Genomic DNA, 23908 nt, shown 5'->3' with positions numbered 1-23908 from the left:
TATTGATCTATGGCCGCCAAGAAAAAAGTTGTCGACCCTATCGCTACGCTTGAAAAGGATATCGCAACATGTAGTGCGAAACTGGATAAGCTTCGCAATCAACGAGCCACTCAAGCCGAGCGCGCTGTTAACTCACTAAGCAAGAAAGTTGCAAGTGCAAAAACTAAGCTCAGCGCGTTGCGCGATAAAGCCAAGCTAGCCAAAACTCCAGCTCGAGCAACTAGTGCTAAAGCCGCCGTTGCCAAACAACGCGACCTGCTCGCGGACCTTAACGGTGAATTAAGTGCAGCAAAAACAGAATTCAAAAGCGCGAAAGAAGCCGTTAAAAACGCTGCGGACTTAGCCAAAGCCATCGCTAAAGTCAGCAAAGAGCTCGCACGTAAAAGCGCAGCTAAAAAGCCAGTAAAACGCAAGAGCAGCACGGCAAGTAAAGCTACAAGCAAGCAAGCGGCAGCACCAAAGAGCCCTGCGACAACGACGGCTACAAGCACAAAAAGTAAAACAGCGGCAAGCAAAGCCCCCGCTAAAAAAGCTCCGGCCAAAAAATCAGCCCCTAAAAAAGCCGCTGTAAAAAAAGCTCCAGCTAAGAGCCCTGCCAAAAAAGCAGCTGTAAAAAAAGCAGCCGCGACAAAAGCCCCAGCTAAAAAAAGTGCAGCTAAAACAAAAGCTGTTGTAGAAAAAGCCCCTGTCGCCGATAAAACAGCTGCTACAACTGCTCCTGCAGCAAAACCAAGTAAAGTGGACTCCAGTGACGCCGCTGTTAAACCGGTGGAGAGTAAAGCACCAACACCTAGTCCAGCAGCCGAGCCAGCCGCAAGCCCAGTAGTAAAAGTACCCGAAGCAACTACAACGGATGCCACTACGGCAACAAGCCCGGAAAAAGTTAGCAGCCCCGCTCCGGCAAGCTCACCAGCTAGCTCAAGTGATGAAAAAAAAGAAGAGCAACAAGCTGGCACTCGCAGCCTGTTCGATAGCTAAATTCTGCTACGCTCAGACGAAAAAGGCCGCAATCAGCGCAACACTGTTCACTTAATGATGTAACGAAATGAAAGGAGCGAAGCTGAAGTGGGTTTGATTGGGTCTCTGCCGCAAGGATGCGGCGGCGAAGCCCCCATGGACGGGTTTACGGCATCCCAAGAAAGCCCGCATCAGCTTCGTTCCGGGAAGCTTGCACTTAAGTGAACAACATTGCGCGATCAGCGGCCTTTTTTATTTGCAGCAACACCTTAACTGCTCGGCAAATTGCTGTGCGTCGATATTATCAAACTGTTTTAGATATTGCCGGAGCTGATCACATTCACCCGAAACAGCTTCGCTATCGGCCAGCTCTTGCAGCAGAGCAAGTTCGCGCAGTTCCAGTTCCAGCTCAGCTTGTAACAGAGCCTGTTTTAATTGCTGCGCGCAGGCTAGCTCTGAATGCTCGTATTTAAGCTGCTTGCGCAGAGCTCTTAGGTTAAGTAAGAAATCGCGACTGGATTCATTTAATACACGCTCGGCCTTAGACCAAGACCCTGCACTTAACTGTAGCTGATGAGCTTCCAGCCAAAGCGCAAATAAAACTAAGTTTACATTTAAATGAAACTGCTCCTGCAGGCTCAAGCACAGACTTTTTAAGTCAGGCTGCCGCCAAAGTTCAATCGCAAAGCCCTGCAACAACACCGGTTAATCCCGGCGCTCAAACAGCAGATCCCAAACACCGTGCCCCAAGCGCTCACCGCGCTGTTCAAACTTTGTAATTGGGCGAAAGTCCGGGCGTGGGCTGTAAAGATAATCGCCCGCCTGATTAACAAAACCCGGAGCCTCCAACATCGCCTCCATCATGTGTTCTGCATAGTGCTCCCAATCGGTAGCCATATGAAAGACACCACCGATTTTCAGCAATTGCCTGACCTGCTCAACAAAAGCGGGCTGAACAATGCGCCGCTTGTTGTGCTTTTTCTTGTGCCACGGATCGGGGAAATAAAGCTGAAAGCGCGCAGCTACTGCCTTGGGTAAACAGTCTTCGAGCACATCGAGAGCATCGGCAAGATACACCTTTAAATTAGTTAAACCCGCTTTGCCCGCCTCGTTAATAAGCCGCCCAACGCCGGGAGGATGCACCTCAATGCCAATAAAGTCTTTTTCAGGTTCGGCCTGAGCCATCGCCAAAAGCGAATCCCCCATGCCAAAACCAACCTCAACCACAAGCTCAGCGCGGCGGCCAAATACCTGTTCTAGTTCAATCATGCCATCGTGCAAGCTCAGACCGTAGTGTGGCCACCACTGATCAAAGGCTTTTTGCTGCGCATCGGTCATGCGGCCGCCACGAATCACATAACTGCGAATAGCTTTTTGTTTAAATTCTGTTTTCATAATTCTCGATGTTTTAGTACGGCCCAGGCCAAAGTGAGCCAGGCGGCAAGCATCAACAAGCCACCAAGCGGCGTAACTGCACCCAGCCAGCGGGGTGCGCCAAAAGCGATAAGGTAGAGACTGCCACAAAACAGCACTAAACCGGCGATAAATAAATTTGCCGCCAACAGCCAAAAACGGTGGGGCCAGAGCTTAATTGCACTAGCCAACCACAGCAGTACCGGCACATGCCACAACTGATAGTCGAGCCCCGTGCGCAAAACGCCGAGCGAATAAGCATTCAGGGCCTGCTTTAACGCGTGGGCAGCAAACGCTCCTAAAGCCACACCAGCAAAACCAAAAAACGCAGCCCACAAGAGCACTGCTCGGGTACTTTTTATATACATAAACAATATCTACAGACAACAAAAAAGCCGCTTAAGAGCGGCTTTTTTGAGCACTTAACCTTGAGCAAAAACAGCGAGTTAAGCTTCCATTGTTGCGCGAACTTTTTTCATCGCGTTTTTTTCCAACTGGCGAATGCGCTCGGCACTGACACCGTACTTGTCGGCCAACTCGTGCAAAGTAGCTTTGCTTTCATCGTTCAACCAGCGCTGCTGAAGAATATCCCGGCTGCGCTCGTCAAGTTCATCGAGAGCAAGCAGCAAGCCGTTAACACTATCTTGCTGCCAATCGTCGTTTTCAACCAGCACGGAAGGGTCGTAGCGCTTGTCTTCAAGGTAGGCGGCCGGTGCCTGAAATGCCGTCTCATCATCGTCGTCAGCACCGGCATCAAAACCTGCATCGTAAGCAGAAAGGCGGCCTTCCATCTCATGTACTTGCTTAACATCAACGTTCAGGTCTGCGGCAACTGCCTTGGCCTCATCAGCCGTCAACCACGCCAGTTTTTTCTTTTGTCCACGCAAATTAAAGAACAGCTTGCGCTGGGCTTTTGTTGTCGCCACTTTGACGATGCGCCAGTTGCGCAAGATAAACTCGTGAATCTCAGCTTTAATCCAGTGCACAGCAAAGCTGACCAGGCGCACACCCTTTTCCGGGTTAAAACGCTTGACGGCCTTCATCAAACCGACATTGCCTTCCTGAATCAAGTCACCTTGGTTCAGGCCGTAACCATTGTAGCTTTTGGCGATATGCACAACAAAACGCAGGTGGCTCATGACCAACTGGCGTGCAGCTTCAAGATTCTCGTTGTAATACAGATCTTCGGCCAGCTGCTTTTCTTGCTCGGCGCTGAGCACAGCAATCGAGTTAACAGTCTGCATGTATGCGGCCAGATTCTGACCCGGTGCCAATGCATCAACTGTTTGTAAACTGGTTCCCATCTAGGTAGACCTCCAACTATAGGACCGCCAATACTAGCATCGCGGCGGCACTGCTTCCAATCCCAAAACCGGCATAAGTCATCAGTTCTAGTGATAAGCTAGATAGCAAGAATTGAGACACAACCGGGGCTCCACAAACTCCGACTATTTATAGTAGTCAAAAGTTCCTGTTTTCTTACAAAAGTAAGGGAAAACAAGCCAACATGCAGCGATACGTCACCTAAAGCATCAAAACACCACAACTAAATGCCGAACTAGCTCGGTTCTATTTTGCTCAAGTGGCGCCCTACGGCAATCACTGCGCCGAGCCAACCCAAAGCAGTGCCTAAGCCGAGCAACTGCAACACCTGCACAAGGCTTAAGCCCTGCAGCGAAAAAGACGAATTGTAGGCCTGGGCGATGCTCTCAACTTTAGCCGCTGACAACAAGCTCACCAATACGAGCAAAAGCAGCGCCAGCAGCGCTCCAAAAAAACCGTAGAGACCGCCGGTATAAAGCAGAGGGCGGCGCACAAAACCATTGGTACCGCCAACCAGCTTAATAATAACAATCTCGTCCTTGCGATTTTCTATAATCAGGCGCACGGTATTACCGATGGCCAACAGCGCCCCAAGCGCCAATAGCAGCGCCAAAAACCAGACAACTTGACGCAGCAGCTCAGTGATAGCCAAAAAGCGCTGCACCCAAGCCAAATCTATATCGGCCTCCGCCACCAGCGGCAAAACCGCCAACTCTTGCGCCAACAATCTCTGCGCCTCGGCACTCTGAAAACCGTAAGCCGGGCTCAACTCAACAGCGGCCGGCAGCGGGTTTTGCTCCAGCCCCTCCAATACCGAACCAAAACCACTCAAAGCTTCGAATTCGCGCAGTGCCGTGTCGGCGTCGATATAGCGCAGCTCGGCGATACGAGCATCGCCGCGCAGCTTCACTAGCAGCTTGTCTATCGCCACCTCGCTGGCACGCTCGTGCAAATAGAGGGTTAATTTTGGCTCCGTATCCCAGCTGTGCCCAAGCTGCTGCAAATTGAGCAGGGCCAGAAAAAGCAGTGCCGGCAATGCCAGAGCAATAGCCACAACCAGCGACGTCAGCAAGGTCTGCGCCTTGTCGGCGACCAGGCGAGCTAAAGTCGAGCGAAAACTGTATTTGTGATGAGCCAGCCAGGCGCTGAAATTATCGGCCAAACTGCGCTTGGCGAGCGAGGCTCCATCACTGCGTTGTTCCGGCATCAGCGCGGCTCCTTCGGCAACATGCCATCAAAAACTAAAGAGCCCTCATTTAAGGCGAGTATGCGTTTATCCATGCGTTTGATAAGCCCGTGATCGTGGCTGGCGATCAGCATCGTCACCCCCACCTCGGTAAACTGCTCAAATAAACGCATAATTTCCGCCGACAGCGCCGGGTCCAAATTCCCCGTCGGCTCATCCGCCAGCACGATAGGAGGTTTATTGACAATGGCGCGGGCGATGCCAACGCGCTGCTGTTCCCCGCCACTTAGCGCAATGGGCATTTGCCGCTCTTTATCGAGCAGGCCAACCTTGTCGAGCGCAGCGCGCACACGCCTGCCGCAGTCGCTCGGTTTATAACCGGCGATTTGCAGTGGCAGAGCGACGTTGTCAAAAACACTGCGATCAAACAGCAAAGAGTGGTTCTGAAATACGACGCCAATTTGGCGCCGGTGCTGGGGCACACGAGCGCTGCGCATACGGCCTAAATTGCGACCGGCAATAACCAGCTGCCCCGTGGTTGCGCGCTCTATCTGCATAATTAACTTTAACAAAGTGCTTTTACCCGCACCGCTGTGGCCGGTTAAAAACACCATTTCGCCTTCACCAATATCAAAGCTGATATCGTTCAAAGCATCTTTGCCGCCCGCGTAACGCTTGCAGACATGGCTGAAACTGATCATTGCGAATTATTCCAGATACAAGGTCGCGACAATGTAAAACTCAGAGTAACTACCTGGCTCTTTTAAGCAAAAAGAGCATCAACAAAGGCCTGAGCATTGAAGACCTGTAAATCATCAATGCTCTCACCGACGCCGATAAAACGCAGCGGCACGCCGTGTTTCTGGCTCAACGCAAAAATAACCCCGCCGCGAGCGGTGCCGTCGAGTTTGGTCAAAGCCAAACCACTGACCCCAGCGCTTTCGTAGAAATGATCCAACTGGCTAACGGCGTTTTGCCCGGTACCGGCATCGAGCACTAATAACACTTCGTGCGGCGCAGAGTCATCGAGCTTCGCCATAACTCGCTTGACCTTAGCCAGCTCTTCCATCAGGTTGCTCTTGTTGTGCAAGCGCCCGGCAGTATCGGCAATCAGTACATCAACACCTTTGGACTTGGCACTTTGCAGCGCATCAAATACCACCGATGCGGAATCAGCGCCGGTATGCTGCGCCACAACCGCCACATTATTTCTCTCGCCCCAGGTCTGCAGCTGCTCAACTGCAGCCGCGCGAAAGGTGTCGCCGGCAGCGAGCATCACGCTTTTACCTTCGTTCTGTAAGCGCTTGGCGAGCTTGCCGATTGTCGTGGTTTTGCCGACACCGTTCACACCGACAACCAAAATCACATAAGGCTCTTTGGCCGCATCAATCTGCAGAGGTTTCTCGACTTGTTGCAGCATGTTTTTCAGCATTAACTTAAGCTCGTCGAGCAGGGCTTCGCTGTCGCTGAGTTGCTTGCGCGCAACCTTGGCCGTCAGTTCATCAATAATCTGCTCGGTCGCCTCGACACCGATATCGGCTGTCAGCAAAATGGTTTCAAGCTCTTCGAGCAGCTCATCATCAATCTTCTTTTTGCCGAGCAGCAAATTGCCAAGGCCGGAGCTCAGCGGCTTTCCTGTGCGCGCCAAGCCCTGTTTAATGCGCTCAAACAAGCTGAGTTTTTTCGGCTTTTGTTCGCCGGCTTCAACCTCGGCCTGCGGCGGTTCAGCTGTCTGCGCAAGATCCTGCGCCTGCGGCTCGTCAAGCTGCTTCTTTTCTTCGCTTTTTTTACGTCGGAAAAACATTAAACTTCGCTCAAACTTAGATAAGAGACCTGACCTTGAATAAAGCGCGCTCGAAACAACGCCAGCACGGCCAGTCCAAAATTCGTATTATTGCCGGCCAGTGGCGGCGGCGCCTGTTGCCCGTCTGCGAGCTCGATGGGCTCAGGCCCACCGGGGATCGCGTGCGCGAGACCCTGTTCAACTGGCTGGCAACGGAGCTGTACGGCGCAGCGTGCCTGGATCTTTACGCAGGCAGCGGCGCACTCGGCCTCGAGGCACTCAGCCGCGGTGCCGGCTTTGTACAGTTTATCGAAACACACTCTCAGGCAGCATCCCAGCTGAAAGACAACCTGCTGACACTTAAGGCCGAACCAGATCGCTGGCAATTGTACAACGGCGATGCCGTGACGTGGCTTAAACAGCAGCACAACAAAGAATTTAAATTAGTCTTTGTCGACCCCCCTTTTGCCGCCGAGCTCTGGCAAACAAGCTTAACCGCGCTTGTCGAACAAAAGCTGCTGGCAGACGAAGCGCTAATATACGTCGAAAGCCCGAATGAGACAAAGTTTGAGCTGCCAGAGGGTTTTGTTGTGCACAAACAGTTAAAGGCCGGCGCAGTGACAGTGCAGCTGTTTCGCTATCTTGGCTAAGCGGCAGTACAAGAAAAGTATCTCTCTCGAGTAATCACAGCCCTCGGCATTTGATTCAGCTCAGTTAAGAAAACTGACGCACAAGTTAAAAAAGCGCTAAAATCCGCGCACTTTCTTTCCTCAGACCCCAGGTTTGCCATGAAACGTGTTGTCTATCCAGGCACCTTTGACCCGATCACCAACGGCCATATCGACCTTGTTCAGCGAGCGAGCAAGCTCAGCGACTACGTGGTTGTCGCCGTTGCTGCCAGCCGCAAGAAAAACCCGCTGTTCAGCATCGACGAGCGCGTCGACATGTGCAAAGAAGTGCTGCAACACATCCCCAATATCGAAGTCTGTGGTTTTGACTGCCTGCTCAAAGACCTGGTCGAAGACAAAGGCGCCTACGGCGTGGTTCGCGGCTTGCGCGCTGTCAGCGATTTTGAATACGAATTCCAGCTGGCCAATATGAACCGCGCGCTCGCCCCGTCTATGGAGAGCCTGTTTTTGACCCCGGCCGAACACTTAAGCTACATCAGCTCGTCACTGGTCAAAGAGATCGCCTCTCTGGGCGGCGACGTCAGCAAATTTGTGCCACGACAAGTAGAAGCGGCGCTGCGAGAAAAGTTCAAAGCCTGAACAGCGCCGCTCGACTAAGCTGAAAGCTGGAGTGCGTTTGTGCGCTCGACAGCAAACAGCAGGTCTCAGTGGAACACAATCAGCACAGCATAAAGCGCATTGCCAACGGTTTTGACAGGCAAAATCTAAGTACTATTCGCAAGCGCTTTCTCGCTATCAATGCCCAGCGCTGCCAGCGCCTTTACAGCGCGCTAGATGAACAGCAGCAAAAAATTATTGAAGTGCTGGCACTGCTGTTTCACTACAACCACCCAATGCTGCCGGGTTTTTGCGGGCGCCAGTGCCCAAATAAGATCAGCAACTTCACTCCAGAAAAAAGCGCTCTGCAAAGCTTGCGCAGTTTTGCCCGCAGCTTTACCGAAACCAGTTTTAGCTACGAAGACTGTGCGATCGACGCTATTTACCTGATGGGCAGTGTCGGTAGCATCGCCCAGAGCCGCGGCAGCGACATTGATATTTGGCTCTGCCACAGCCCGGACTTAAAAACACAAGAGCTAAAACTGCTGCAAAAAAAAGCCTCCGCGATCGCCGACTGGGCCCAGCGCCAGCGCCTCGATCTGCATATTTTTTTAATGAATGCCGAGGCCTTTTGCGCCGAAGGTATCGCCGGCATGGACCAGGAAAGCAGCGGCTCGGCCCAGCGCTTATTGCTGCTAGATGAATTTTATCGCTCGAGCATTTACCTCGCCGGGAAAATACCGCTGTGGTGGTACGTGCCGCCGGCCGACGAACAAAACTACTCCGAGCACTGCGCGCGCCTGATCAAACAAAAATACTTGCCCGGTGACCCGGTTATCGATTTTGGCTCAGTTGCCAATGTGCCTGCCGAAGAGTTTATCGGCGCGGCAATCTGGCAGCTGTACAAGGCCATTGATGCGCCCTACAAAAGTGTGCTGAAACTGCTGCTGCTCGAAGTCTATGTCAGCCAGTGGCCAGATATACAAACCCTGGCACTGGATTTTAAACGCCGCATTTACGACGGCGATACGGATATTGACCAGCTCGACGCCTACGTACTCACCTACCGGCGCATAGAGCGCTACCTGCTGACGCACAAACAAAAATTGCGCCTCGAGCTCGCTCGCCACTGTTTTTATTTTAAAGTGGGGCGGGCGATGTCGAAGTGCGGCAAGCGAAGCTCAGCTCGCCCCTGGCAGCAGCAAGCAATGAAACAGCTATTGGAGCAGTGGGCCTGGTCGCAACCACAGCTGCAAAAACTTGATGCACGCAAGCACTGGAAAGCTGAAACCGTCAAAGATGAGCGCAAGCTACTAGTGCGCGAACTCAATTTTGCCTACCAGAGCCTGCTCGATTTTGCCCAGCAGCAGCACAGTGACATTCAAATTGATGCCGGCGAATTAAATATACTCGGGCGCAAACTCCAGGCTGCATTTGAGCAGCGCGCCGATAAAGTTGAATGGATCAACCCCGGCATCAGCCGCGACCTGAGTGAAAGCAGTTTAGGCTTGGAAAAAAATCAACAGCAATGGCAGCTGCTCGCCACTGAAAGAGACAACAAAACCGTACTTCACCGGGCGGCAAGCTTAATTCAACTTGTACTTTGGGCGTGCTACAACGGTGTCTGCGATGAACAGAGCTTGCTGCAGAGTAACTGGCAGATCGAAAACTCGCGCCTGCAACGCATCAGGCAATTATTGCTGCGCTGGCTGCCGTCACAAAGACAAGCCAAACACCGGGCCTTTAACCACGCTGCGCGCTGCGACAAGCTGCTGTTGCTCATCAACAGCGAACTGACAAACAAGCACAGCTACAGCACCCAAACCGGCGAACAACTTGTACACGGCGTCGACTGCCTGAGCCTGAATACTTGGCTCGAGCTGCAAAATCGTCATTTTTCGGGCGAGCGCGCGCTTGTCGATGCCGCCTGCTACGTGCTCAGCCTCAGCCTCGGCAACAACAATAAAAAGCGCGTGCCCAAACTTGAAATTCACTGCCTCAGCCAACAGCGCAGCCAATATGTCGAACAGAAAAGCCAGCAGTGGTTTGACGACCTGTACTCCGTATTTTTCTCGCACGGCAGCGAACAGCAGCGCTACGCTTTTAGCTGGGATGGCCACTGGTACTGTTTGCAGCGCCAGGGCGAACACCTGCGCACAAACGCGTTTACAAGCGAACAGGCCCTGATTCAAAGTTTTTCCCAGCCGCAAAGCCTGTGGAGCCCTCTGCACATTGATCGCAACTGCCTGCAAGACAGCGCGCTGCCCTTAATAGCCGAAAAACTAAAGCGCAATTGCATTCACGTTTTTTATCGCCACTACGATATCGGCACCCGCTGCTATATTGCCGACGAAAAAGGCAGCATTATTCAGCTCAGCCTGCGCGGCGATAAAACAATACACAACTTAAAAACACTGCAGTTTTTTTTGCGCAATGTCGTTAAGCGCCAGTGCCATCTCGAGCCACAACTGCTTGAAGACTTCGGCGTCTGCCCCATTTATTTTTATCGCATACAAAAACACAAAAACGCGGCGCTGAGCCTCAGGCAACAGCAGATCGAGTACCGTTTTGGCAGCGACAGTGAGCCTGAAATTAAAGCCTATGCGCGCATGCTCAACGGCCAGCTGCACTACGACTTTGAAGTAGACAGCGAGCGCATGCAAAACGACGAAGCGCAGCAGCTCTACTCCGAGGTCGCGACCAAAATACTTCGACAACGCACTAAGCGCAGAAACCAAACAATCTGCTTAAGCGATCTCGACCTCAGCCTTGTTCGCGACGAACTCGCTCTCGACGGCGCGATTCAAAGCAGCCACTACTTGCAGCTAAAAGCAGAGATAGAAGAGCAACTAAACAACGCGGCGCAGCTGCAACACGCGCCAGCGCAACAGCCACCAGCGTAGCCAGCTCAAGCTGTGCAAGCTATACTCGGCGGTTTGAAATTTTACGGAAACTGCCATGCTGCACCGCACCGCACTCGAATCGCAAAGCGCCACTTTAAAGCGCGCCGCGTTTGCAGCTTCGCTGTTATTGCTCAGTGCGAGCCTTAGTGCCTGCGGTCAAAAAGGGCCACTGCTCGACCCTATTGAGCAGGAGCAACAAGCCCTGCAGCAGCCGGCGGCTTCCGACTAATACGAGTTTGCTATGTCTGTATTCCAACGCCGGGCCACCAGCCTCTACTGTGAAGAGCTGCCCTTAAGTCAACTGGCCGATCACTATCAAACGCCGCTGTATATCTACAGCCGCAAAGCCTTGAGCGAGGCTTATCTCAGCTATGCCAACGCTCTTGGCAGTCACCCGGGACAAATCTGCTACGCCGTTAAAGCCAATTCAAACCTTGCCGTATTGCAGGTTTTAGCCGAACTCGGCGCAGGTTTTGACATCGTTAGTAAAGGTGAACTGCAGCGCGTACTGCAAGCGGGCGGTGAGGCCAGCAAAATTATTTTTTCCGGTGTCGGCAAAAGCGCAGACGAAATGCTATTTGCATTAGAGCAGGGCATAGGCTGCTTTAACGTCGAATCTGAAGCCGAGCTCGAGGTATTGAGCCAGGTTGCCAGCCGCAACGGTTTTCAGGCCAATATCAGCCTGCGTGTTAATCCCGATGTCGACGCCCAAACCCACCCGTATATCAGCACCGGCTTAAAAGAAAACAAATTTGGTATCGACATTCAAAAAGCGGCCGACGTCTACACTCACGCGACGTCGCTACCGGGCCTGAATATCGTTGGCGTCGATTGCCATATCGGTTCGCAGCTGGTCGAAACCCAACCATTTTTTGATGCGCTCGAGCGCCTGTTTGTATTAATCGACACGCTTGCAGGCCAAGGTATTCATATCGAGCACCTGGATCTCGGCGGCGGCCTCGGTGTCTGCTACAAAGATGAAGTCGCACCGAACATCGCAAGTTATATCGCCAGCGTCAAACAGCGGCTCGGCGACAGGCAGTTGGCGCTGTATTTTGAGCCGGGCCGCTCGATCGCGGCCAATGCCGGGGTGTTACTGACCGAAGTCATCTATTTAAAGCCGACCGAACACAAAAACTTTGCCATTGTCGACGCGGCGATGAACGACAATATCCGGCCATCGCTTTACCAAGCCTGGCAGGCCGTCGAGCCGCTCGAGAGCAAAGCCGGGCCAACTCAAACCTGGGATTTAGTCGGCCCGATTTGCGAAACCGGCGATTTTCTTGCCAAAGAGCGCACCCTCAATTTGAGCTGCGGCGATCGCTTAGCACTGATGAGCAGCGGCGCTTACGGTTTTGTTATGAGCTCCAACTACAACAGTCGCGGCCGCGCAGCCGAAGTAATGGTCGACGGCAGCGAGCACCACCTTGTGCGCGCCCGCGAGAACTACGACGACCTTGTCCGCGGCGAAGCGCTGATCAGCAAAGGGGGCAGTTAATGCGCCTGCGCTTCACCAAAATGCAGGGCATAGGCAATGATTTTGTCATGCTCGACGGGGTCAGCCAAAAACTGAGCCTGAGCCCAGCTAAAATTCGCAAGCTCGCCGATAGGCATTTTGGTGTCGGTTGCGATCAGGTCTTGCTGGTCGAACCACCGCGCAGCCCGGCTGCCGATTTTCGCTATCGAATTTTTAATAACGACGGCTCCGAAGTTGAAAACTGTGGCAACGGCGCGCGCTGTTTTGCCATCTTTGTACAGCAGCGCGGCCTGTGCAGCAAAAATACTATTCGTGTCGAAACTGCAAACGGTTTACTCAGCTTAAAGGTTCGCAAAGACAAACAAGTGACCGTCGACATGGGTGTGCCCGAGCTCGAGCCGGCCCAAATTCCCTTTGATGCCGAGGGCAAAGCCACCACCTACAAACTGCAGCTCGCCAACAAACAACTCGAAATCGGCGCTGTCAGCATGGGCAACCCACACGCAGTTGCGCTTGTCGATGATGTCGACAGCTATCCCGTGCTTATAGACGGTGCGGAAGTTGAACAGCACCCGCGCTTTCCCAACAAAGTTAACGCAGGTTTTATGCAGCTTGTCAGCCGCGGTGAAGCTAAGCTGCGCGTATTTGAGCGCGGCGTCGGGGAAACCCTCGCCTGCGGTACCGGTGCCTGTGCCGCAGCAGTCAGCGCCCGCCTGCGCGATTTGATCGACGCCAGGGTGCTTATTCATTTGCCCGGTGGCGAGCTCGAAATAGAATGGCAGGGCCCCGGAAAAGCCGTGCTGATGACCGGCCCCGCCACCACCGTATTTCACGGACAGATAAAGATATGAGCCCAGATGACATCGACGCCAATCAGGTCGCGGCGTTTCTCAAGCAAAACCCCAACTTTTTTGAAGGGCGCGAGAAACTGCTGAGCGAGCTGCGCGTACCGCATAACCCAGGTCAAGCCATCTCTCTGGTCGAAAAACAACAGGCGGTGCTGCGCGAGCGAAATACCGAATTGCGCAACCGCCTTAGCAGCCTGGTCAACAATGCCCGCGAAAATGACAGGCTGTTTAGCCATACCCGACAACTGGTTTTATCCCTGCTCGACAGCAACAACTTGAGTCAGGCCATCGACATTGTTTACTCCAGTTTCGACAGCGACTTCGGTGTGCAGTACACCGAGGTTATTTTATTTGATAGCCCGGGGCTCAGCCGCGCACGCAATGAAAAACTGAGCAGCGCCCAAGAACATATCGGCAAGTACCTCAAGGCCAGACAAACCATAGGCGGTGGCTTAGGTGAAACTGAGCGCCAATACTTGTTTGGCGAGCGGGCCCAGGAAATCGGCTCAGCGGCGCTGGCGGTGCTCGCCTACGGTGAGCTCTATGGCGTAGTAGCCATTGGCAATCGCGATGCAAACTATTATCACAGCGGCATGGGCACGATGTTTTTGAGTTATATTTCCGAAGTGCTCAGCCGCAGTATTCGCGACTTTAGGGCACGGGCTTGAAGCCTCACGCGCTGCAGCTGAACCAGGCCATCGACGCCTTTTTGCTCTTCCTTAAGACCGAAAAAAACTACAGCCCGCACAGCGTAAGTGCCTATCGCCGAGACCTGGCCAAGCTCAATGAATTTTGTCTGGCCCGCAATATCAGTGACGTTGGCCAGCTATCGGATGCCTTGCTGCGCAATTGCCTGCAACAGCTGAGATTCAGTGGCCTGCAGGCCTCATCTCTGAAGCGCTGGCTGAGCAGTGTGCGCAGTTTCTGTCGCTGGCTTAAGATCCACCAACACATAGACTTCAACCCCAGCATCGCCCTGCACGCGCCAAAAGCCCCCAAAAAACTGCCCAAGGCCTTGGATGCTGACGCCGTCAGCGCGCTGTTAGAACGCAGCACCGACGACGCTCTGGAAATTAGAGATTTGGCGGTTATTGAACTGATGTACGGTTCGGGCCTGCGCTTAAGTGAACTGTGCGGGCTGAACTTAACGGATATCGATTTTAATAGCGCTGAAGTGCGCGTAACCGGTAAAGGCGACAAGCAGCGTGTGCTACCGCTCGGAAAGCTGGCCATCGCCGCGCTACACAAGTGGCTGGCCGAGCGCGCAGCCATCGTTAAAAACCCGAGTGAACAAGCCGTGTTCTTAAGCCAGCGCGGCCAGCGCTTAAGCGCGCGCAGTGTGCAGCAACGGCTTAAAGAAATGGCCGAAAAGCAGGGCCTGAGCCAGCACCTGCACCCACACAAACTGAGACACAGCTTTGCCAGCCACCTGCTAGAGTCGAGTGGCGATTTGCGCGCCGTACAAGAACTACTGGGCCACGCCGATATCGGCACAACCCAGATTTATACCCACCTCGACTTCCAGCATCTAGCCAAGGTGTACGACGCGGCCCACCCCAGGGCAAAGAAAAAAAACTAAAGCCGAATCACAAAGTGTCGCGCAGGCTTTAAATAGGCTGGCTGCCGTAACTGGATTCCGGTTTTTTTGGTGGGTCGGCCATGACGTCATCACCGACAGCACTAATCTTGCCGCCACCGGCTAAAAAGGCTTCTATATCGGCTTGAATTTGCTGGCGCTCAGCTTCTTTATTTTGCATCAGCATCTGAGCTTCGCCGCCGTGCTCCATATCAGCAGCATCAATTTCGTGGTTACTACTTTGATTTTCCATGCGCCATCCCCTCAATAGCGTTGTACACGAAAAAAATTTATAGATGAGAACCGTGAAAGAAACTAAGTTTTTATAAAGAATTTTTAGATAATTTTTTTATAAAAAAGGGAGGAAGTAGAACTCTCCGATTTTGCACCGCAATAACGCAAAACCGGAGCAATAACAGCACTTAAATGGCTTCAGAACCCGTTTCGCCGGTGCGAATACGCACAACATTCTCAATGTTCTGCACAAAAATCTTACCGTCGCCAATTTTTCCGGTCTGAGCATTTTGCGAGATCACATCGATGGCTTGATCCAATACAGCGTCATCAACGACAAGCTCAAGCTTCATTTTTGGCAGAAAGTCGACGACATACTCGGCGCCGCGATAGAGCTCGGTGTGGCCCTTTTGGCGGCCAAAGCCTTTTACCTCTGTCACCGTTAAACCCTGTACCCCAATTTCAGACAAGGCAGAACGCACATCGTCCAGTTTAAAAGGTTTGATCACTGCGGTAATTAATTTCATATTGCACCTGTTTGTTCTTATTTCATACAGGGCCCGGCATAAACCCGGGGACCTCTGCTGCACCGGCCACTTCTGTGCCGCCTGAGCGCAGCAGCAGAGTGTAAAACGCTTTTATTGCGAACACAAAAAAACCGGGGCAAGCCCCGGTTTTTTCACAGCTAAGACTGATCTAAGTCTTATTTGTTGGTGAACTCTGGGTATGCTTCCATACCACATTCGCTCAAGTCCACACCTTCGTACTCTTCTTCTTCGCTGACGCGGATGCCCATAATAGCTTTCAGAGCAAACCAAACGATCAGAGAAGTAACAAATACCCAGATGAAGATGGTCAACAGACCGACCAACTGACCACCGAAGCTGGCGCCACCGGTAACACAGACAGCCAGTACACCGAAGATACCAACTACACCGTGTACAGAGATCGCACCGACAGGGTCATCGAGCTTGAACTTATCGAGAGTCAGGATACTGAATACAACCAGTACACCACCGATCGCACCAACAATCGTTGCGCCGAGGGCACTTGGAGAAGCTGGATCCGCAGTGATCGCAACCAGGCCAGCCAGAGCACCGTTCAGGGTCATGGTCAGGTCGGCTTTGCCAAACAGAATGCGAGCAGTGATCAATGCAGCGATCAAGCCACCAGCGGCAGCAGCGTTGGTATTCATAAATACGTTGGCTACTTCGTTGGCCACTTCAATGCCGCCAAGCTTCAGAGTAGAACCGCCGTTGAAACCGAACCAGCCCATCCACAGGATGAAGGTACCGAGGGTTGCCAGAGGCAGGTTGGCACCGGGGATGGCGTTAACTTCACCGTTGGGGCCGTACTTGCCTTTACGCGGGCCAAGCACAATCACAGCAGCCAGAGCAGCAGCGGCACCAGCCATGTGAACAATACCGGAACCTGCGTAGTCACTGTAGTTCAGCTCAAACATGCCAAATACAGAGTTGCCGCCCCAAGTCCAACCGCCTTCGATTGGGTAGATCACACCGGTCATAACAACTGCAAAAGCGAGGAAAGCCCAAAGCTTCATACGCTCGGCAACCGCACCGGAAACAATAGACATACAGGTAGCAACAAATACAACCTGGAAGAAGAAGTCAGAAGCGCCTGAGTAAACAGAGTCGCCGTCGAAACCATTTTCGGCTGAAGCAGCTAATGCAGCAGCTACATCAATACCGCCAGTGGTTTCAACACCGCTCAAGAACCAGCCGCCGCCGTACATAAATTCGTAACCACAAACGAGGTACATCGTACAGGCGATAGCAAACAGAGCGACGTTTTTAGTCAGAATTTCGGTCGTGTTTTTAGCACGTACCAGGCCGGACTCGAGCATCGCAAAGCCCGCGGCCATCCACATTACAAGTGCGCCACAAATCAGGAAATAAAAAGTATCCATGGCGTACTGCAATTCGAAAATTTGATTTTCCATAGCAGTTCTCCGGGTAGGGAATTGTTATCGGGTAGTAATTACAGAGCGTCGTCGCCGCTTTCGCCGGTGCGAATACGGATAACCTGCTCCAGAGCGCTGACAAAGATTTTGCCGTCGCCAATCTTGCCGCTGTGAGCAGCTTTGCTGATGGACTCAACAACGGAGTCAACCTGGTCATCAGCCACAGCAACTTCGAGTTTGGTCTTTGGCAAAAAATCTACGACGTATTCCGCGCCGCGGTACAATTCCGTGTGACCCTTTTGACGACCGAAGCCTTTGACTTCAGTAACGGTAATTCCTTGTACACCAATCTCAGACAAAGCTTCACGAACAGCGTCGAGTTTGAACGGTTTGATGACAGCCGTGATCAGTTTCATTGAACTGCTCCTGTTGATTAAAAAAAGAAACAGGCGCTCGAATGGCGCCTGCTAGAGCTTTACTTACATCAGGTCAAAAGACTTGCTGATGTCGAGGAACATATAACCGTCGTTATCAACATCGTCTTCGGCTTTAGCGCCCATAGTCAAAGAAGCAGAAACACCTTCAACAATGTCGCCAGAGAAGCTGATTTCAGCCCACTGATATTCGCCATCGTCATCGTTTTCCCACTGACCAACCGTTGCACTAAAGAAAGAAACTTCGTAGCCAAGGGTATATACGTTGTAACCAACTGCATCCACATCATCTACACCTGGCTCAGCATCACCGGCAACAAGGCCGAGGCTAAAACCAGCCACACCGAGGTTCAAAGCAAGTTCGTGCTCCCAGTTGTCGGCATAGGTGTACTGGTAGTTAACGTAGCTGACGTCGTAAGAGAAAGAACCAGCTTCGCCACCGTAACCGAGATACCAGTCGTTTTCTAAACCGTCGTTAGCACCGTTACCGTCGTTGATCCACCAAGTACCAGCGTAGAAACCGCCTGCACTGTAATCAGCGCCAGCGTATGCAGCTGAATTACCAAGGGCAGTACCACGGAAGTAGTAGTCAGTGACAAAACCGGCATTTGCAGTAACTTCTGCATTGACAGCTGGAACCATAGCCGCAGACATAGTCGCGGCGGCAATAGCACCAACGATAGCTTTTTGAGTAAATTTCATAATGCTTCCTCCAAAATTTGTTTTTATGGCTAATACAATTAGCTTCCGTTAAATTAGCAGCATCCAGGCCAACATTAATATTCCTTTAATATTCAATAGGTTATAAAAAATACCCGTACCCGAAACCCAGCTTATGCCGAGCAAAAAGCACTATAATGGTGCCCAACAAACTCCGCAACAGGGCGCGCGCACCAAAACAAAACAAAATTAAGCTTGAGTTAAATCAAAAAATTAAAAGCGACGCCAAATGCTTGAATCGGTTTGAATTTAATTGCATCTAAAACAGCCAACAAAGCACCGTTGTAGTGCCTAAGCATGCTCATTATTGTTAATATAACTGCTCACTTTTTTAGCGAAATTACACTTATGATCGACCAACTCGCCAAAGAGATTTTTGCCAAGTTACCGCAGAGCCCGGAAGCACTCAGTGAACTGAAACAAGACGGCGAAGCGAAGGTTCGCACGCTGCTCGAGTCGTCACTGCGCAAGTTAAACCTGGTCAGCCGCGAAGAGTTTGATGCTCAGCAAGCCGTACTTGAACGCACTCGCGAAAAGGTCGACGCCCTGGAGCAACAGCTCGCACAATTAGAGCAGGCCCTGCAGAACTCTCAAAAACAGAGCTAAACTAAGCTTCACTAGCCGAGCTTAGTTATTTAAGCAGGTGAGCATGGACGCTCATCTTTACCTGCCATAGCCACTGTAGATAGGGAAATCTATGAGTCTTGCCATTGTGCACACCCGCGCCCAGGTCGGCGTGCAAGCGCCCGCTGTGCGGGTTGAATGCCACCTCAGCAACGGCCTGCCGGCTTTTAATATTGTCGGCATGCCGGAAACGACCGTCAGAGAAAGCAAAGACCGGGTGCGAAGCGCCCTGCTGAACAGCCACTTTGAATTTCCACAGCGGCGTATCACTATCAACTTGGCTCCGGCTGAGCTACCCAAAGAAGGCGCGCGCTACGACCTGGCAATAGCCATCGGCATTCTCGCGGCGTCGAAGCAGATTCCCGGCAAACTGCTTGAGCACAGTGAATTTATCGGCGAACTCGCGTTAAACGGCGAGCTCAGGGCTGTGCGCGGTGCGATTGCCGCTGCACTCGCGTGCCAAGCGGCGCATCGAACGCTTATCTGCTCACACGACAACAGCCCGGAGCTCGGCTTGTGCTGCAACGGTGCTAACGGCCTTGCAAAAAGCTTACTCGAAGTATGTGCCCACCTGTACGAACGTGAAAAGCTGCCCCGCGCGCCCGAACGCAAGCTAGCGCAGCTGAACGGCGGCCTCGAACTGGCCGATGTAATCGGTCAGCACAGCGCCAAACGAGCCCTCGAGATCGCGGCCGCCGGCGCCCACAACCTGTTGATGTTTGGCCCGCCCGGAACCGGCAAAAGCATGCTCGCCAGTCGCCTGCCAAGCTTGCTGCCACCGCTGATGCAGGAGCAGGCACTTGAGCTCGCCAGCATTCACTCTGTCGCCAATACTATTGGCCAAAAGTCTGTTGTTGTCAGCCTCAACCGCCCCTTCCGCCAACCTCACCACAGCGCCTCGGCGCCGGCTTTGGTCGGTGGCGGCTCGCAACCGCGCCCCGGCGAAATCAGCCTTGCCCACCACGGCGTACTGTTTCTCGATGAGCTGCCCGAGTTTAAGCGCTCAGTGCTCGAACACTTGCGCGAGCCGATGGAAAGCGGTGAAATCTGCATCAGTCGCGCATCGGCGCAAGTGAACTTTCCAGCGCGCTTTCAACTGGTCGCGGCGATGAACCCCTGCCCCTGTGGCCATTACGGCGACGGCGGTCAGCGCTGTAGCTGCACGCCAACACGCATACTCAACTATAAAGACAAAATTAGCGGCCCCTTGCTCGATCGCATCGACCTTCAGGTTCAAGTCGAAAAGGTTGCACTGAGTAAGCTGCGTGAAAACAACAGCACAGGCGATACCAGCGCCGAGGTCCAGCAGCGAGTGCGCCAAAGTCGCGATCTACAGCATCGCCGCCAGAGCTGTAGTAATGCCGAGCTAAGTGGCGACAAACTTCGGGAATACTGCAAGCTTGGCGAAAGTGAGCACCAACTTTTAGCAAGAGCTATGGACAAACTCGGCCTCAGTGCCCGCGCTTACGATCGCTGCCTCAGGGTCGCGCGCAGCATCGCCGACCTCAAACAAGAAACACAAATCAGTGCCGGCGATTTGAGCGAGGCGCTCGGCTATCGCAACTTTGATCGTTTTTATGCCCGACTGGGCTAAACACCCGGAGAGTTCCCGTACGTGCTCCCCGCGTACCCCAGGGTTTGTTAACACGACTTAAAGCCGGCAGGCCTAGCAGGGCCTGCAAGCCTGCCTCCGCAAACATAAAAACTGCTAAATTTGCCTGCCGAAAGCAAAAACAAACCTGCTAAACTGCCGGGCCCAGTCCTGCCGCTTAGAAGTAAAACCGTGGCCAATCAGCTAAATCCTCGCCAACAACAAGCCGTCAACTACATCGACGGCCCCTGCCTTGTGCTCGCCGGCGCCGGCTCGGGTAAAACCAGCGTGATCACACGCAAAATCGCCTACCTGATTGAACAGTGTGGCATGAGCGCGCGCCATGTCGCGGCAGTGACGTTTACCAATAAAGCCGCGCGCGAAATGAAAGAGCGTGTCGGCAAGCTGGTCAAAGGCAAAGCCAGCCACGGCTTGACCGTATCGACCTTTCACAACCTCGGCCTCAATATCATCCGCCGCGAATGCCGGGTGCTCGGTTACAAAAGCAGCTTTAGCATCTTTGACCAGGAAGACGCGCGCGGCCTGATTAAAGAGATCATGCTGCGCGACGGCGACCTCGACACCGACTTGCTCGACACAGTGCAGATGCAAATCAGTAACTGGAAAAGTGGCCTAATCGAGCCGGCAAAAGCGCAGGAGCTCGCCGAAAGCAACAGCGAAAAAGTGATCGCGTTTATTTATGAGCGCTACAACGATGCACTTAAAGCTTATAACGCAGTTGATTTTGACGACCTGATCCGCCTGCCAACCCAATTGTTTTTAAACAACGAGGAAGTGTTAGCCCGCTGGCGCCAGCGCATTCGCTACTTGCTTGTCGACGAATACCAGGACACCAACTCCAGCCAGTACGAGCTGGTCAAACAGCTTATCGGCCACCGCGGCGCCCTAACTGTCGTCGGCGATGACGACCAGAGCATTTACGCCTGGCGCGGTGCCCGCCCGGAAAACTTAAGCCTGCTTAAAAAAGATTTCCCCAATCTCGAAGTTATCAAGCTCGAGCAGAACTACCGCTCGACCTCGCGTATTTTGCGGGTAGCCAATGCGGTAATCGCCAACAACCCGCACGACTTTGACAAAAGCCTGTGGTCGGATTTGGGCCTCGGTGAAAGTCTAAGAGCCATCCGCTGCCCAAGTGAAGACAGCGAAGCCGAACGAGTTGCCACCGAAATTCTGACTCAGAAAATGCGCCGGGGCCTAAAATTCAAAGACTTTGCAATTTTGTATCGCGGCAACCACCAAAGCCGCATACTCGAACTCAAACTTCAGCACCACCAAATTCCCTACAATATCAGCGGCGGCACCAGCTTTTTTGCCCGCGCCGAAATTAAAGATGTAATGGCCTACCTGCGTTTGCTGGTCAACCCCGACGACGACAACGCCTTTTTGCGGGTTATCAACACACCGCGCAGGCAAATTGGCACCAGCACCCTCGAGGCGCTCGGCCGCTACGCAACAGAAAGGGAAATTGGCCTGCTCAGCGCATGTACTGAGTTGGGCGCCGCATCGATCTTGCCGGAAAAAAGCCACCAGCGCGTCAGTGACTTTGCGCTGTGGTTGCAGCACGTAAAAACAAACTGCCACGACAAGCACACCGTCACCGCTATTCAGGAAATGCTCGAAGATATCGACTACGAAGGCTGGCTGCACCAAAATGCCAGTTCGCCCAAAGTCGCAGAAAAGCGCTGGGAAAATGTCTGTACTCTGGTCGATTCCATCCGCATGACACTCGAGCGCAACGAAGATGAACTCGAAGACAACGAAGCCCGGCTCAACGACGCAATCACCAAGTTAATCTTGCGCGACATGCTCGACCGGCAAGAGGAAGAAGACGATAGCGATCGCGTGCAATTAATGACACTGCACGCCAGCAAAGGCCTGGAATTTCCCCATGTTTTTTTAGTGGGTTTTGAAGAAGAACTACTGCCACATCGCTCGAGCATTGAAGAAAACAATATCGAAGAGGAGCGGCGCCTGACTTATGTCGGCATAACACGCGCCAAAAAATGCCTGACGCTAACGCTGTCCGGCACCCGCAAACAATACGGTGAAAAACAGAGCACAACACCGAGCCGTTTTCTCGAAGAAGTTCCCGAAGAGGATATTGAACTAGAAGGCTTTTCCCAGGCCAGCCAGGAAGACATCGACAAAAAAGGCGCCGAGACTTTAAGCTCTTTGATGAACATGTTTGATTAATCACTAAGCCAGAACAACAACACGTATAAAATCGATAAGTTAGGGCCTATTAACGATAAACAAATTGCTGCTTAGATAATTTGAATGTAAAGGCGCGACTTAGCTTGACGGCTCGGCTGCATAGCGAGAAAGTCGCTCTGTGGTCACGCAGGAGGACAGAGCCATGGCCCTTTCACCAGCTGTCGAGCGCTACCTAATGCGCTCCAACATTCCATTTGAAGTGTTAGAACACCCTTTAAGCAACAACTCCATGCAAAGTGCTCACAGCGCCCACGTGAGCCCCAGCCAGTTAGCCAAAGCAGTCATACTCAGAGATCGCTACCACTACCTGATGTGCGTGCTGCCAAGCTCCCACTCTCTTGTGCTCAATTGGCTCAACCGCGAGCTCGACGCCCGCTATGAGCTCGCCGCAGAAAATGAGCTGCAAAACCTCTTCCCCGACTGTGAGCAGGGCGCCGTGCCCGCACTCGGTACACCCTATGGCATCGACGTCGTCTGGGACCGCTCACTCAAACACGTCAACGATATTTATCTCGAGGGCGGCGACCACCGCCACCTCGTGCACATCAGCAAAGATGATTTTGAAGCGCTGATGGACGACTGCGACCTGAGCACTATCAGCTGTGCAACGGACGCACTGGAAATCTACCGCCACATTCACTAACGCGGCAAAACTAGTTATACCAAAACAAAAAAGCCCGCTCAGAGTTTCAACACTCTGAGCGGGCTTTTGGCGTGTACCGGTAAGTTAAGAAAAACTTACTTGGAATTCTCGACCATGTGATCAACCGCGGCTTTGATTTCGTCATCGCTGCAGTCAAAACACAGGCCTTTGGCCGGCATGCCGTTAAAACCTTCGAGGGCGTGAGCGTAGAGTATGTCCATGCCCTGGCCTACACGCGGTGCCCAGGCACCGGCATCACCGAGCTTAGGCGCGCCAGCTGCGCCCGTGGCGTGACAGGTTGCGCACTTACTGCCGTAGACATCGTCGCCCGAGCGAGGGCCAGAGCTAGCTGCCACTTCGACGACGGCCGCAGCGCATTCGTCCCCCGCCATGCAAAGCTCGCCGGCGGGCTTCAAGCGTTCGTCAATGGATTCGTCAGCGATAGCCAATGCAGACAGCGCAGCAGCCACAGCGAGCAGTGAGGCAATAACAGTTTTCATAATGAGTTCCACGAAACTTAGGTCGACATAAAGTCGAAATATTTGGGTCAATATAGTTTTTGCGCAGATTATACCTATAGCCTGCCCGATTAGTAGGCCCAATTGTGCCGCATTCGACATGCAAGCTCTAATCAGCTTGCCTAAGCGGGCCAGCTACCAGTATGATGCCCGCCGTGTGGCCGTTAGGCCCCTCCCGTGCACCCGTAGCTCAGCTGGATAGAGTAGGTGGCTTCGAACCACTTGGTCGGGGGTTCGAATCCCTCCGGGTGTGCCATTTTTTTGCGCTAGTGCGCAACCCTCTCCCTCTGCCCGTT

At 52.8% G+C, this 23908-nt stretch carries 26 protein-coding genes and 1 tRNA gene; 14 read left to right on the top strand and 13 right to left on the bottom strand.

Annotated features, from left to right (window positions below; genetic code table 11):
• Positions 1–9 precede the first annotated feature (9 nt).
• Positions 10–978, top strand: coding sequence for a histidine kinase (locus CFK45_RS06270; protein ID WP_096085584.1), 969 nt, complete (start codon positions 10–12; stop codon positions 976–978).
• Between the two features lie 231 nt (positions 979–1209).
• On the opposite strand, the gene CFK45_RS06265 is transcribed toward CFK45_RS06270, so the two are convergent.
• From CFK45_RS06265 to ftsY, 7 genes are all read right to left on the bottom strand, one after another.
• A complete protein-coding gene (locus tag CFK45_RS06265; RefSeq protein WP_096085583.1) occupies positions 1210–1659 on the bottom strand; it encodes a TIGR02444 family protein in 450 nt (149 codons plus the stop codon).
• 3 nt (positions 1660–1662) lie between these two features.
• The gene (gene trmB / locus CFK45_RS06260; protein ID WP_096085582.1) at positions 1663–2352 is read right to left on the bottom strand and encodes a tRNA (guanosine(46)-N7)-methyltransferase TrmB; all 690 of its coding nucleotides are present in this window, start codon (positions 2350–2352) and stop codon (positions 1663–1665) included.
• Positions 2349–2738, bottom strand: coding sequence for a DUF423 domain-containing protein (locus CFK45_RS06255; protein ID WP_096085581.1), 390 nt, complete (start codon positions 2736–2738; stop codon positions 2349–2351). Before CFK45_RS06255 ends, trmB begins: the two co-directional genes overlap by 4 nt.
• Before the next feature lie 78 nt (positions 2739–2816).
• Complete coding sequence (gene rpoH / locus CFK45_RS06250; protein ID WP_096085580.1) at positions 2817–3674, bottom strand: RNA polymerase sigma factor RpoH; 858 nt, start codon at positions 3672–3674, stop codon at positions 2817–2819.
• 254 nt (positions 3675–3928) lie between these two features.
• Positions 3929–4900 carry a permease-like cell division protein FtsX gene (gene ftsX / locus CFK45_RS06245; RefSeq protein ID WP_096085579.1) on the bottom strand — a complete coding sequence of 324 codons (972 nt, stop codon included), beginning with the start codon at positions 4898–4900 and terminating at the stop codon, positions 3929–3931.
• A complete protein-coding gene (gene ftsE, locus CFK45_RS06240) occupies positions 4900–5580 on the bottom strand; it encodes a cell division ATP-binding protein FtsE (RefSeq protein ID WP_096085578.1) in 681 nt (226 codons plus the stop codon). Before ftsE ends, ftsX begins: the two co-directional genes overlap by 1 nt.
• Before the next feature lie 62 nt (positions 5581–5642).
• Positions 5643–6683, bottom strand: a complete 1041-nt coding sequence (ftsY, locus tag CFK45_RS06235; protein ID WP_096085577.1) for a signal recognition particle-docking protein FtsY — start codon at positions 6681–6683, stop codon at positions 5643–5645.
• 35 nt (positions 6684–6718) lie between these two features.
• Here ftsY and rsmD point away from each other — a divergent pair, with 35 nt between their 5' ends.
• The 8 genes from rsmD (at position 6719) to xerC (ending at position 14695) form a co-directional block, all read left to right on the top strand.
• Positions 6719–7312: a 16S rRNA (guanine(966)-N(2))-methyltransferase RsmD gene (gene rsmD, locus CFK45_RS06230; RefSeq protein ID WP_096085576.1), complete on the top strand. Its 594-nt coding sequence runs from the start codon at positions 6719–6721 to the stop codon at positions 7310–7312.
• A gap of 138 nt (positions 7313–7450) precedes the next feature.
• Positions 7451–7930, top strand: a complete 480-nt coding sequence (gene coaD / locus CFK45_RS06225) for a pantetheine-phosphate adenylyltransferase (protein ID WP_096085575.1) — start codon at positions 7451–7453, stop codon at positions 7928–7930.
• A gap of 68 nt (positions 7931–7998) precedes the next feature.
• The gene (locus CFK45_RS06220) at positions 7999–10791 is read left to right on the top strand and encodes a class I adenylate cyclase (protein ID WP_096085574.1); all 2793 of its coding nucleotides are present in this window, start codon (positions 7999–8001) and stop codon (positions 10789–10791) included.
• Between the two features lie 55 nt (positions 10792–10846).
• Entirely contained in the window at positions 10847–11020 is a 174-nt protein-coding gene (lptM, locus tag CFK45_RS18235) for an LPS translocon maturation chaperone LptM (protein ID WP_143247488.1), read from the top strand.
• Positions 11021–11032: 12 nt separating this feature from the next.
• Positions 11033–12289: a diaminopimelate decarboxylase gene (gene lysA / locus CFK45_RS06215; protein WP_096085573.1), complete on the top strand. Its 1257-nt coding sequence runs from the start codon at positions 11033–11035 to the stop codon at positions 12287–12289.
• Complete coding sequence (dapF, locus tag CFK45_RS06210) at positions 12289–13119, top strand: diaminopimelate epimerase (protein ID WP_096085572.1); 831 nt, start codon at positions 12289–12291, stop codon at positions 13117–13119. The genes lysA and dapF overlap by 1 nt, the downstream gene beginning before the upstream one ends.
• Positions 13116–13784: a DUF484 family protein gene (locus tag CFK45_RS06205; RefSeq protein WP_096085571.1), complete on the top strand. Its 669-nt coding sequence runs from the start codon at positions 13116–13118 to the stop codon at positions 13782–13784. Before dapF ends, CFK45_RS06205 begins: the two co-directional genes overlap by 4 nt.
• Positions 13781–14695, top strand: coding sequence for a tyrosine recombinase XerC (gene xerC / locus CFK45_RS06200; protein ID WP_096085570.1), 915 nt, complete (start codon positions 13781–13783; stop codon positions 14693–14695). The genes CFK45_RS06205 and xerC overlap by 4 nt, the downstream gene beginning before the upstream one ends.
• Before the next feature lie 28 nt (positions 14696–14723).
• On the opposite strand, the gene CFK45_RS06195 is transcribed toward xerC, so the two are convergent.
• The 5 genes from CFK45_RS06195 to CFK45_RS06175 form a co-directional block, all read right to left on the bottom strand.
• Positions 14724–14945 carry a hypothetical protein gene (locus tag CFK45_RS06195; RefSeq protein ID WP_096085569.1) on the bottom strand — a complete coding sequence of 74 codons (222 nt, stop codon included), beginning with the start codon at positions 14943–14945 and terminating at the stop codon, positions 14724–14726.
• A gap of 169 nt (positions 14946–15114) precedes the next feature.
• Entirely contained in the window at positions 15115–15453 is a 339-nt protein-coding gene (locus CFK45_RS06190) for a P-II family nitrogen regulator (RefSeq protein ID WP_096085568.1), read from the bottom strand.
• Between the two features lie 176 nt (positions 15454–15629).
• On the bottom strand, positions 15630–16886 hold the full coding sequence (locus tag CFK45_RS06185) for an ammonium transporter (RefSeq protein ID WP_096085567.1): 1257 nt from the start codon (positions 16884–16886) through the stop codon (positions 15630–15632).
• 38 nt (positions 16887–16924) lie between these two features.
• Entirely contained in the window at positions 16925–17263 is a 339-nt protein-coding gene (glnK, locus tag CFK45_RS06180; protein ID WP_096085566.1) for a P-II family nitrogen regulator, read from the bottom strand.
• Between the two features lie 63 nt (positions 17264–17326).
• Positions 17327–17983, bottom strand: coding sequence for a TorF family putative porin (locus CFK45_RS06175; protein ID WP_096085565.1), 657 nt, complete (start codon positions 17981–17983; stop codon positions 17327–17329).
• A 366-nt stretch (positions 17984–18349) separates the two neighbouring features.
• On the opposite strand from CFK45_RS06175, the gene CFK45_RS06170 reads away from it, so the two are divergent.
• The 4 genes from CFK45_RS06170 to CFK45_RS06155 all read left to right on the top strand — a co-directional run bounded on the left by CFK45_RS06170 (position 18350) and on the right by CFK45_RS06155 (position 23094).
• Complete coding sequence (locus tag CFK45_RS06170; protein ID WP_096085746.1) at positions 18350–18607, top strand: accessory factor UbiK family protein; 258 nt, start codon at positions 18350–18352, stop codon at positions 18605–18607.
• 91 nt (positions 18608–18698) lie between these two features.
• On the top strand, positions 18699–20219 hold the full coding sequence (locus CFK45_RS06165; protein ID WP_096085564.1) for a YifB family Mg chelatase-like AAA ATPase: 1521 nt from the start codon (positions 18699–18701) through the stop codon (positions 20217–20219).
• Positions 20220–20408: 189 nt separating this feature from the next.
• Complete coding sequence (gene rep / locus CFK45_RS06160; RefSeq protein WP_096085745.1) at positions 20409–22430, top strand: DNA helicase Rep; 2022 nt, start codon at positions 20409–20411, stop codon at positions 22428–22430.
• Positions 22431–22593: 163 nt separating this feature from the next.
• Positions 22594–23094 carry an aminoacyl-tRNA deacylase gene (locus tag CFK45_RS06155; RefSeq protein WP_096085563.1) on the top strand — a complete coding sequence of 167 codons (501 nt, stop codon included), beginning with the start codon at positions 22594–22596 and terminating at the stop codon, positions 23092–23094.
• Positions 23095–23189: 95 nt separating this feature from the next.
• Here the strand turns inward: CFK45_RS06155 and CFK45_RS06150 are convergent, their stop codons facing one another.
• Positions 23190–23594, bottom strand: a complete 405-nt coding sequence (locus CFK45_RS06150; RefSeq protein WP_096085744.1) for a c-type cytochrome — start codon at positions 23592–23594, stop codon at positions 23190–23192.
• Positions 23595–23791: 197 nt separating this feature from the next.
• Between CFK45_RS06150 and CFK45_RS06145 the strand changes: the two genes are divergently transcribed.
• Positions 23792–23868, top strand: a tRNA-Arg gene (locus CFK45_RS06145).
• Positions 23869–23908: the final 40 nt, after the last annotated feature.

It is taken from the genome of Agaribacterium haliotis (genome assembly GCF_002312815.1).
Classification (GTDB): Bacteria; Pseudomonadota; Gammaproteobacteria; order Pseudomonadales; family Cellvibrionaceae; genus Agaribacterium; species Agaribacterium haliotis.
Note: the sequence above shows the minus strand (reverse complement) of the source record. Positions and strands in the feature narration are given on the sequence as shown.

Coding starts and splice junctions, on each gene's coding strand:
- lysA (WP_096085573.1), top strand. CDS start 11,033: ATGTCTGTATTCCAACGCCGGGCCACCAGCCTCTACTGTGAAGAGCTG.
- ftsY (WP_096085577.1), bottom strand. CDS start 6,683: ATGTTTTTCCGACGTAAAAAAAGCGAAGAAAAGAAGCAGCTTGACGAG.
- dapF (WP_096085572.1), top strand. CDS start 12,289: ATGCGCCTGCGCTTCACCAAAATGCAGGGCATAGGCAATGATTTTGTC.
- CFK45_RS06165 (WP_096085564.1), top strand. CDS start 18,699: ATGAGTCTTGCCATTGTGCACACCCGCGCCCAGGTCGGCGTGCAAGCG.
- ftsX (WP_096085579.1), bottom strand. CDS start 4,900: ATGCCGGAACAACGCAGTGATGGAGCCTCGCTCGCCAAGCGCAGTTTG.
- CFK45_RS06195 (WP_096085569.1), bottom strand. CDS start 14,945: ATGGAAAATCAAAGTAGTAACCACGAAATTGATGCTGCTGATATGGAG.
- trmB (WP_096085582.1), bottom strand. CDS start 2,352: ATGAAAACAGAATTTAAACAAAAAGCTATTCGCAGTTATGTGATTCGT.
- CFK45_RS06270 (WP_096085584.1), top strand. CDS start 10: ATGGCCGCCAAGAAAAAAGTTGTCGACCCTATCGCTACGCTTGAAAAG.
- CFK45_RS06150 (WP_096085744.1), bottom strand. CDS start 23,594: ATGAAAACTGTTATTGCCTCACTGCTCGCTGTGGCTGCTGCGCTGTCT.
- CFK45_RS06190 (WP_096085568.1), bottom strand. CDS start 15,453: ATGAAATTAATTACCGCAGTGATCAAACCTTTTAAACTGGACGATGTG.
- ftsE (WP_096085578.1), bottom strand. CDS start 5,580: ATGATCAGTTTCAGCCATGTCTGCAAGCGTTACGCGGGCGGCAAAGAT.
- CFK45_RS06175 (WP_096085565.1), bottom strand. CDS start 17,983: ATGAAATTTACTCAAAAAGCTATCGTTGGTGCTATTGCCGCCGCGACT.
- CFK45_RS06185 (WP_096085567.1), bottom strand. CDS start 16,886: ATGGAAAATCAAATTTTCGAATTGCAGTACGCCATGGATACTTTTTAT.
- rpoH (WP_096085580.1), bottom strand. CDS start 3,674: ATGGGAACCAGTTTACAAACAGTTGATGCATTGGCACCGGGTCAGAAT.
- CFK45_RS06205 (WP_096085571.1), top strand. CDS start 13,116: ATGAGCCCAGATGACATCGACGCCAATCAGGTCGCGGCGTTTCTCAAG.
- CFK45_RS06155 (WP_096085563.1), top strand. CDS start 22,594: ATGGCCCTTTCACCAGCTGTCGAGCGCTACCTAATGCGCTCCAACATT.
- lptM (WP_143247488.1), top strand. CDS start 10,847: ATGCTGCACCGCACCGCACTCGAATCGCAAAGCGCCACTTTAAAGCGC.
- CFK45_RS06255 (WP_096085581.1), bottom strand. CDS start 2,738: ATGTATATAAAAAGTACCCGAGCAGTGCTCTTGTGGGCTGCGTTTTTT.
- CFK45_RS06170 (WP_096085746.1), top strand. CDS start 18,350: ATGATCGACCAACTCGCCAAAGAGATTTTTGCCAAGTTACCGCAGAGC.
- coaD (WP_096085575.1), top strand. CDS start 7,451: ATGAAACGTGTTGTCTATCCAGGCACCTTTGACCCGATCACCAACGGC.
- glnK (WP_096085566.1), bottom strand. CDS start 17,263: ATGAAACTGATCACGGCTGTCATCAAACCGTTCAAACTCGACGCTGTT.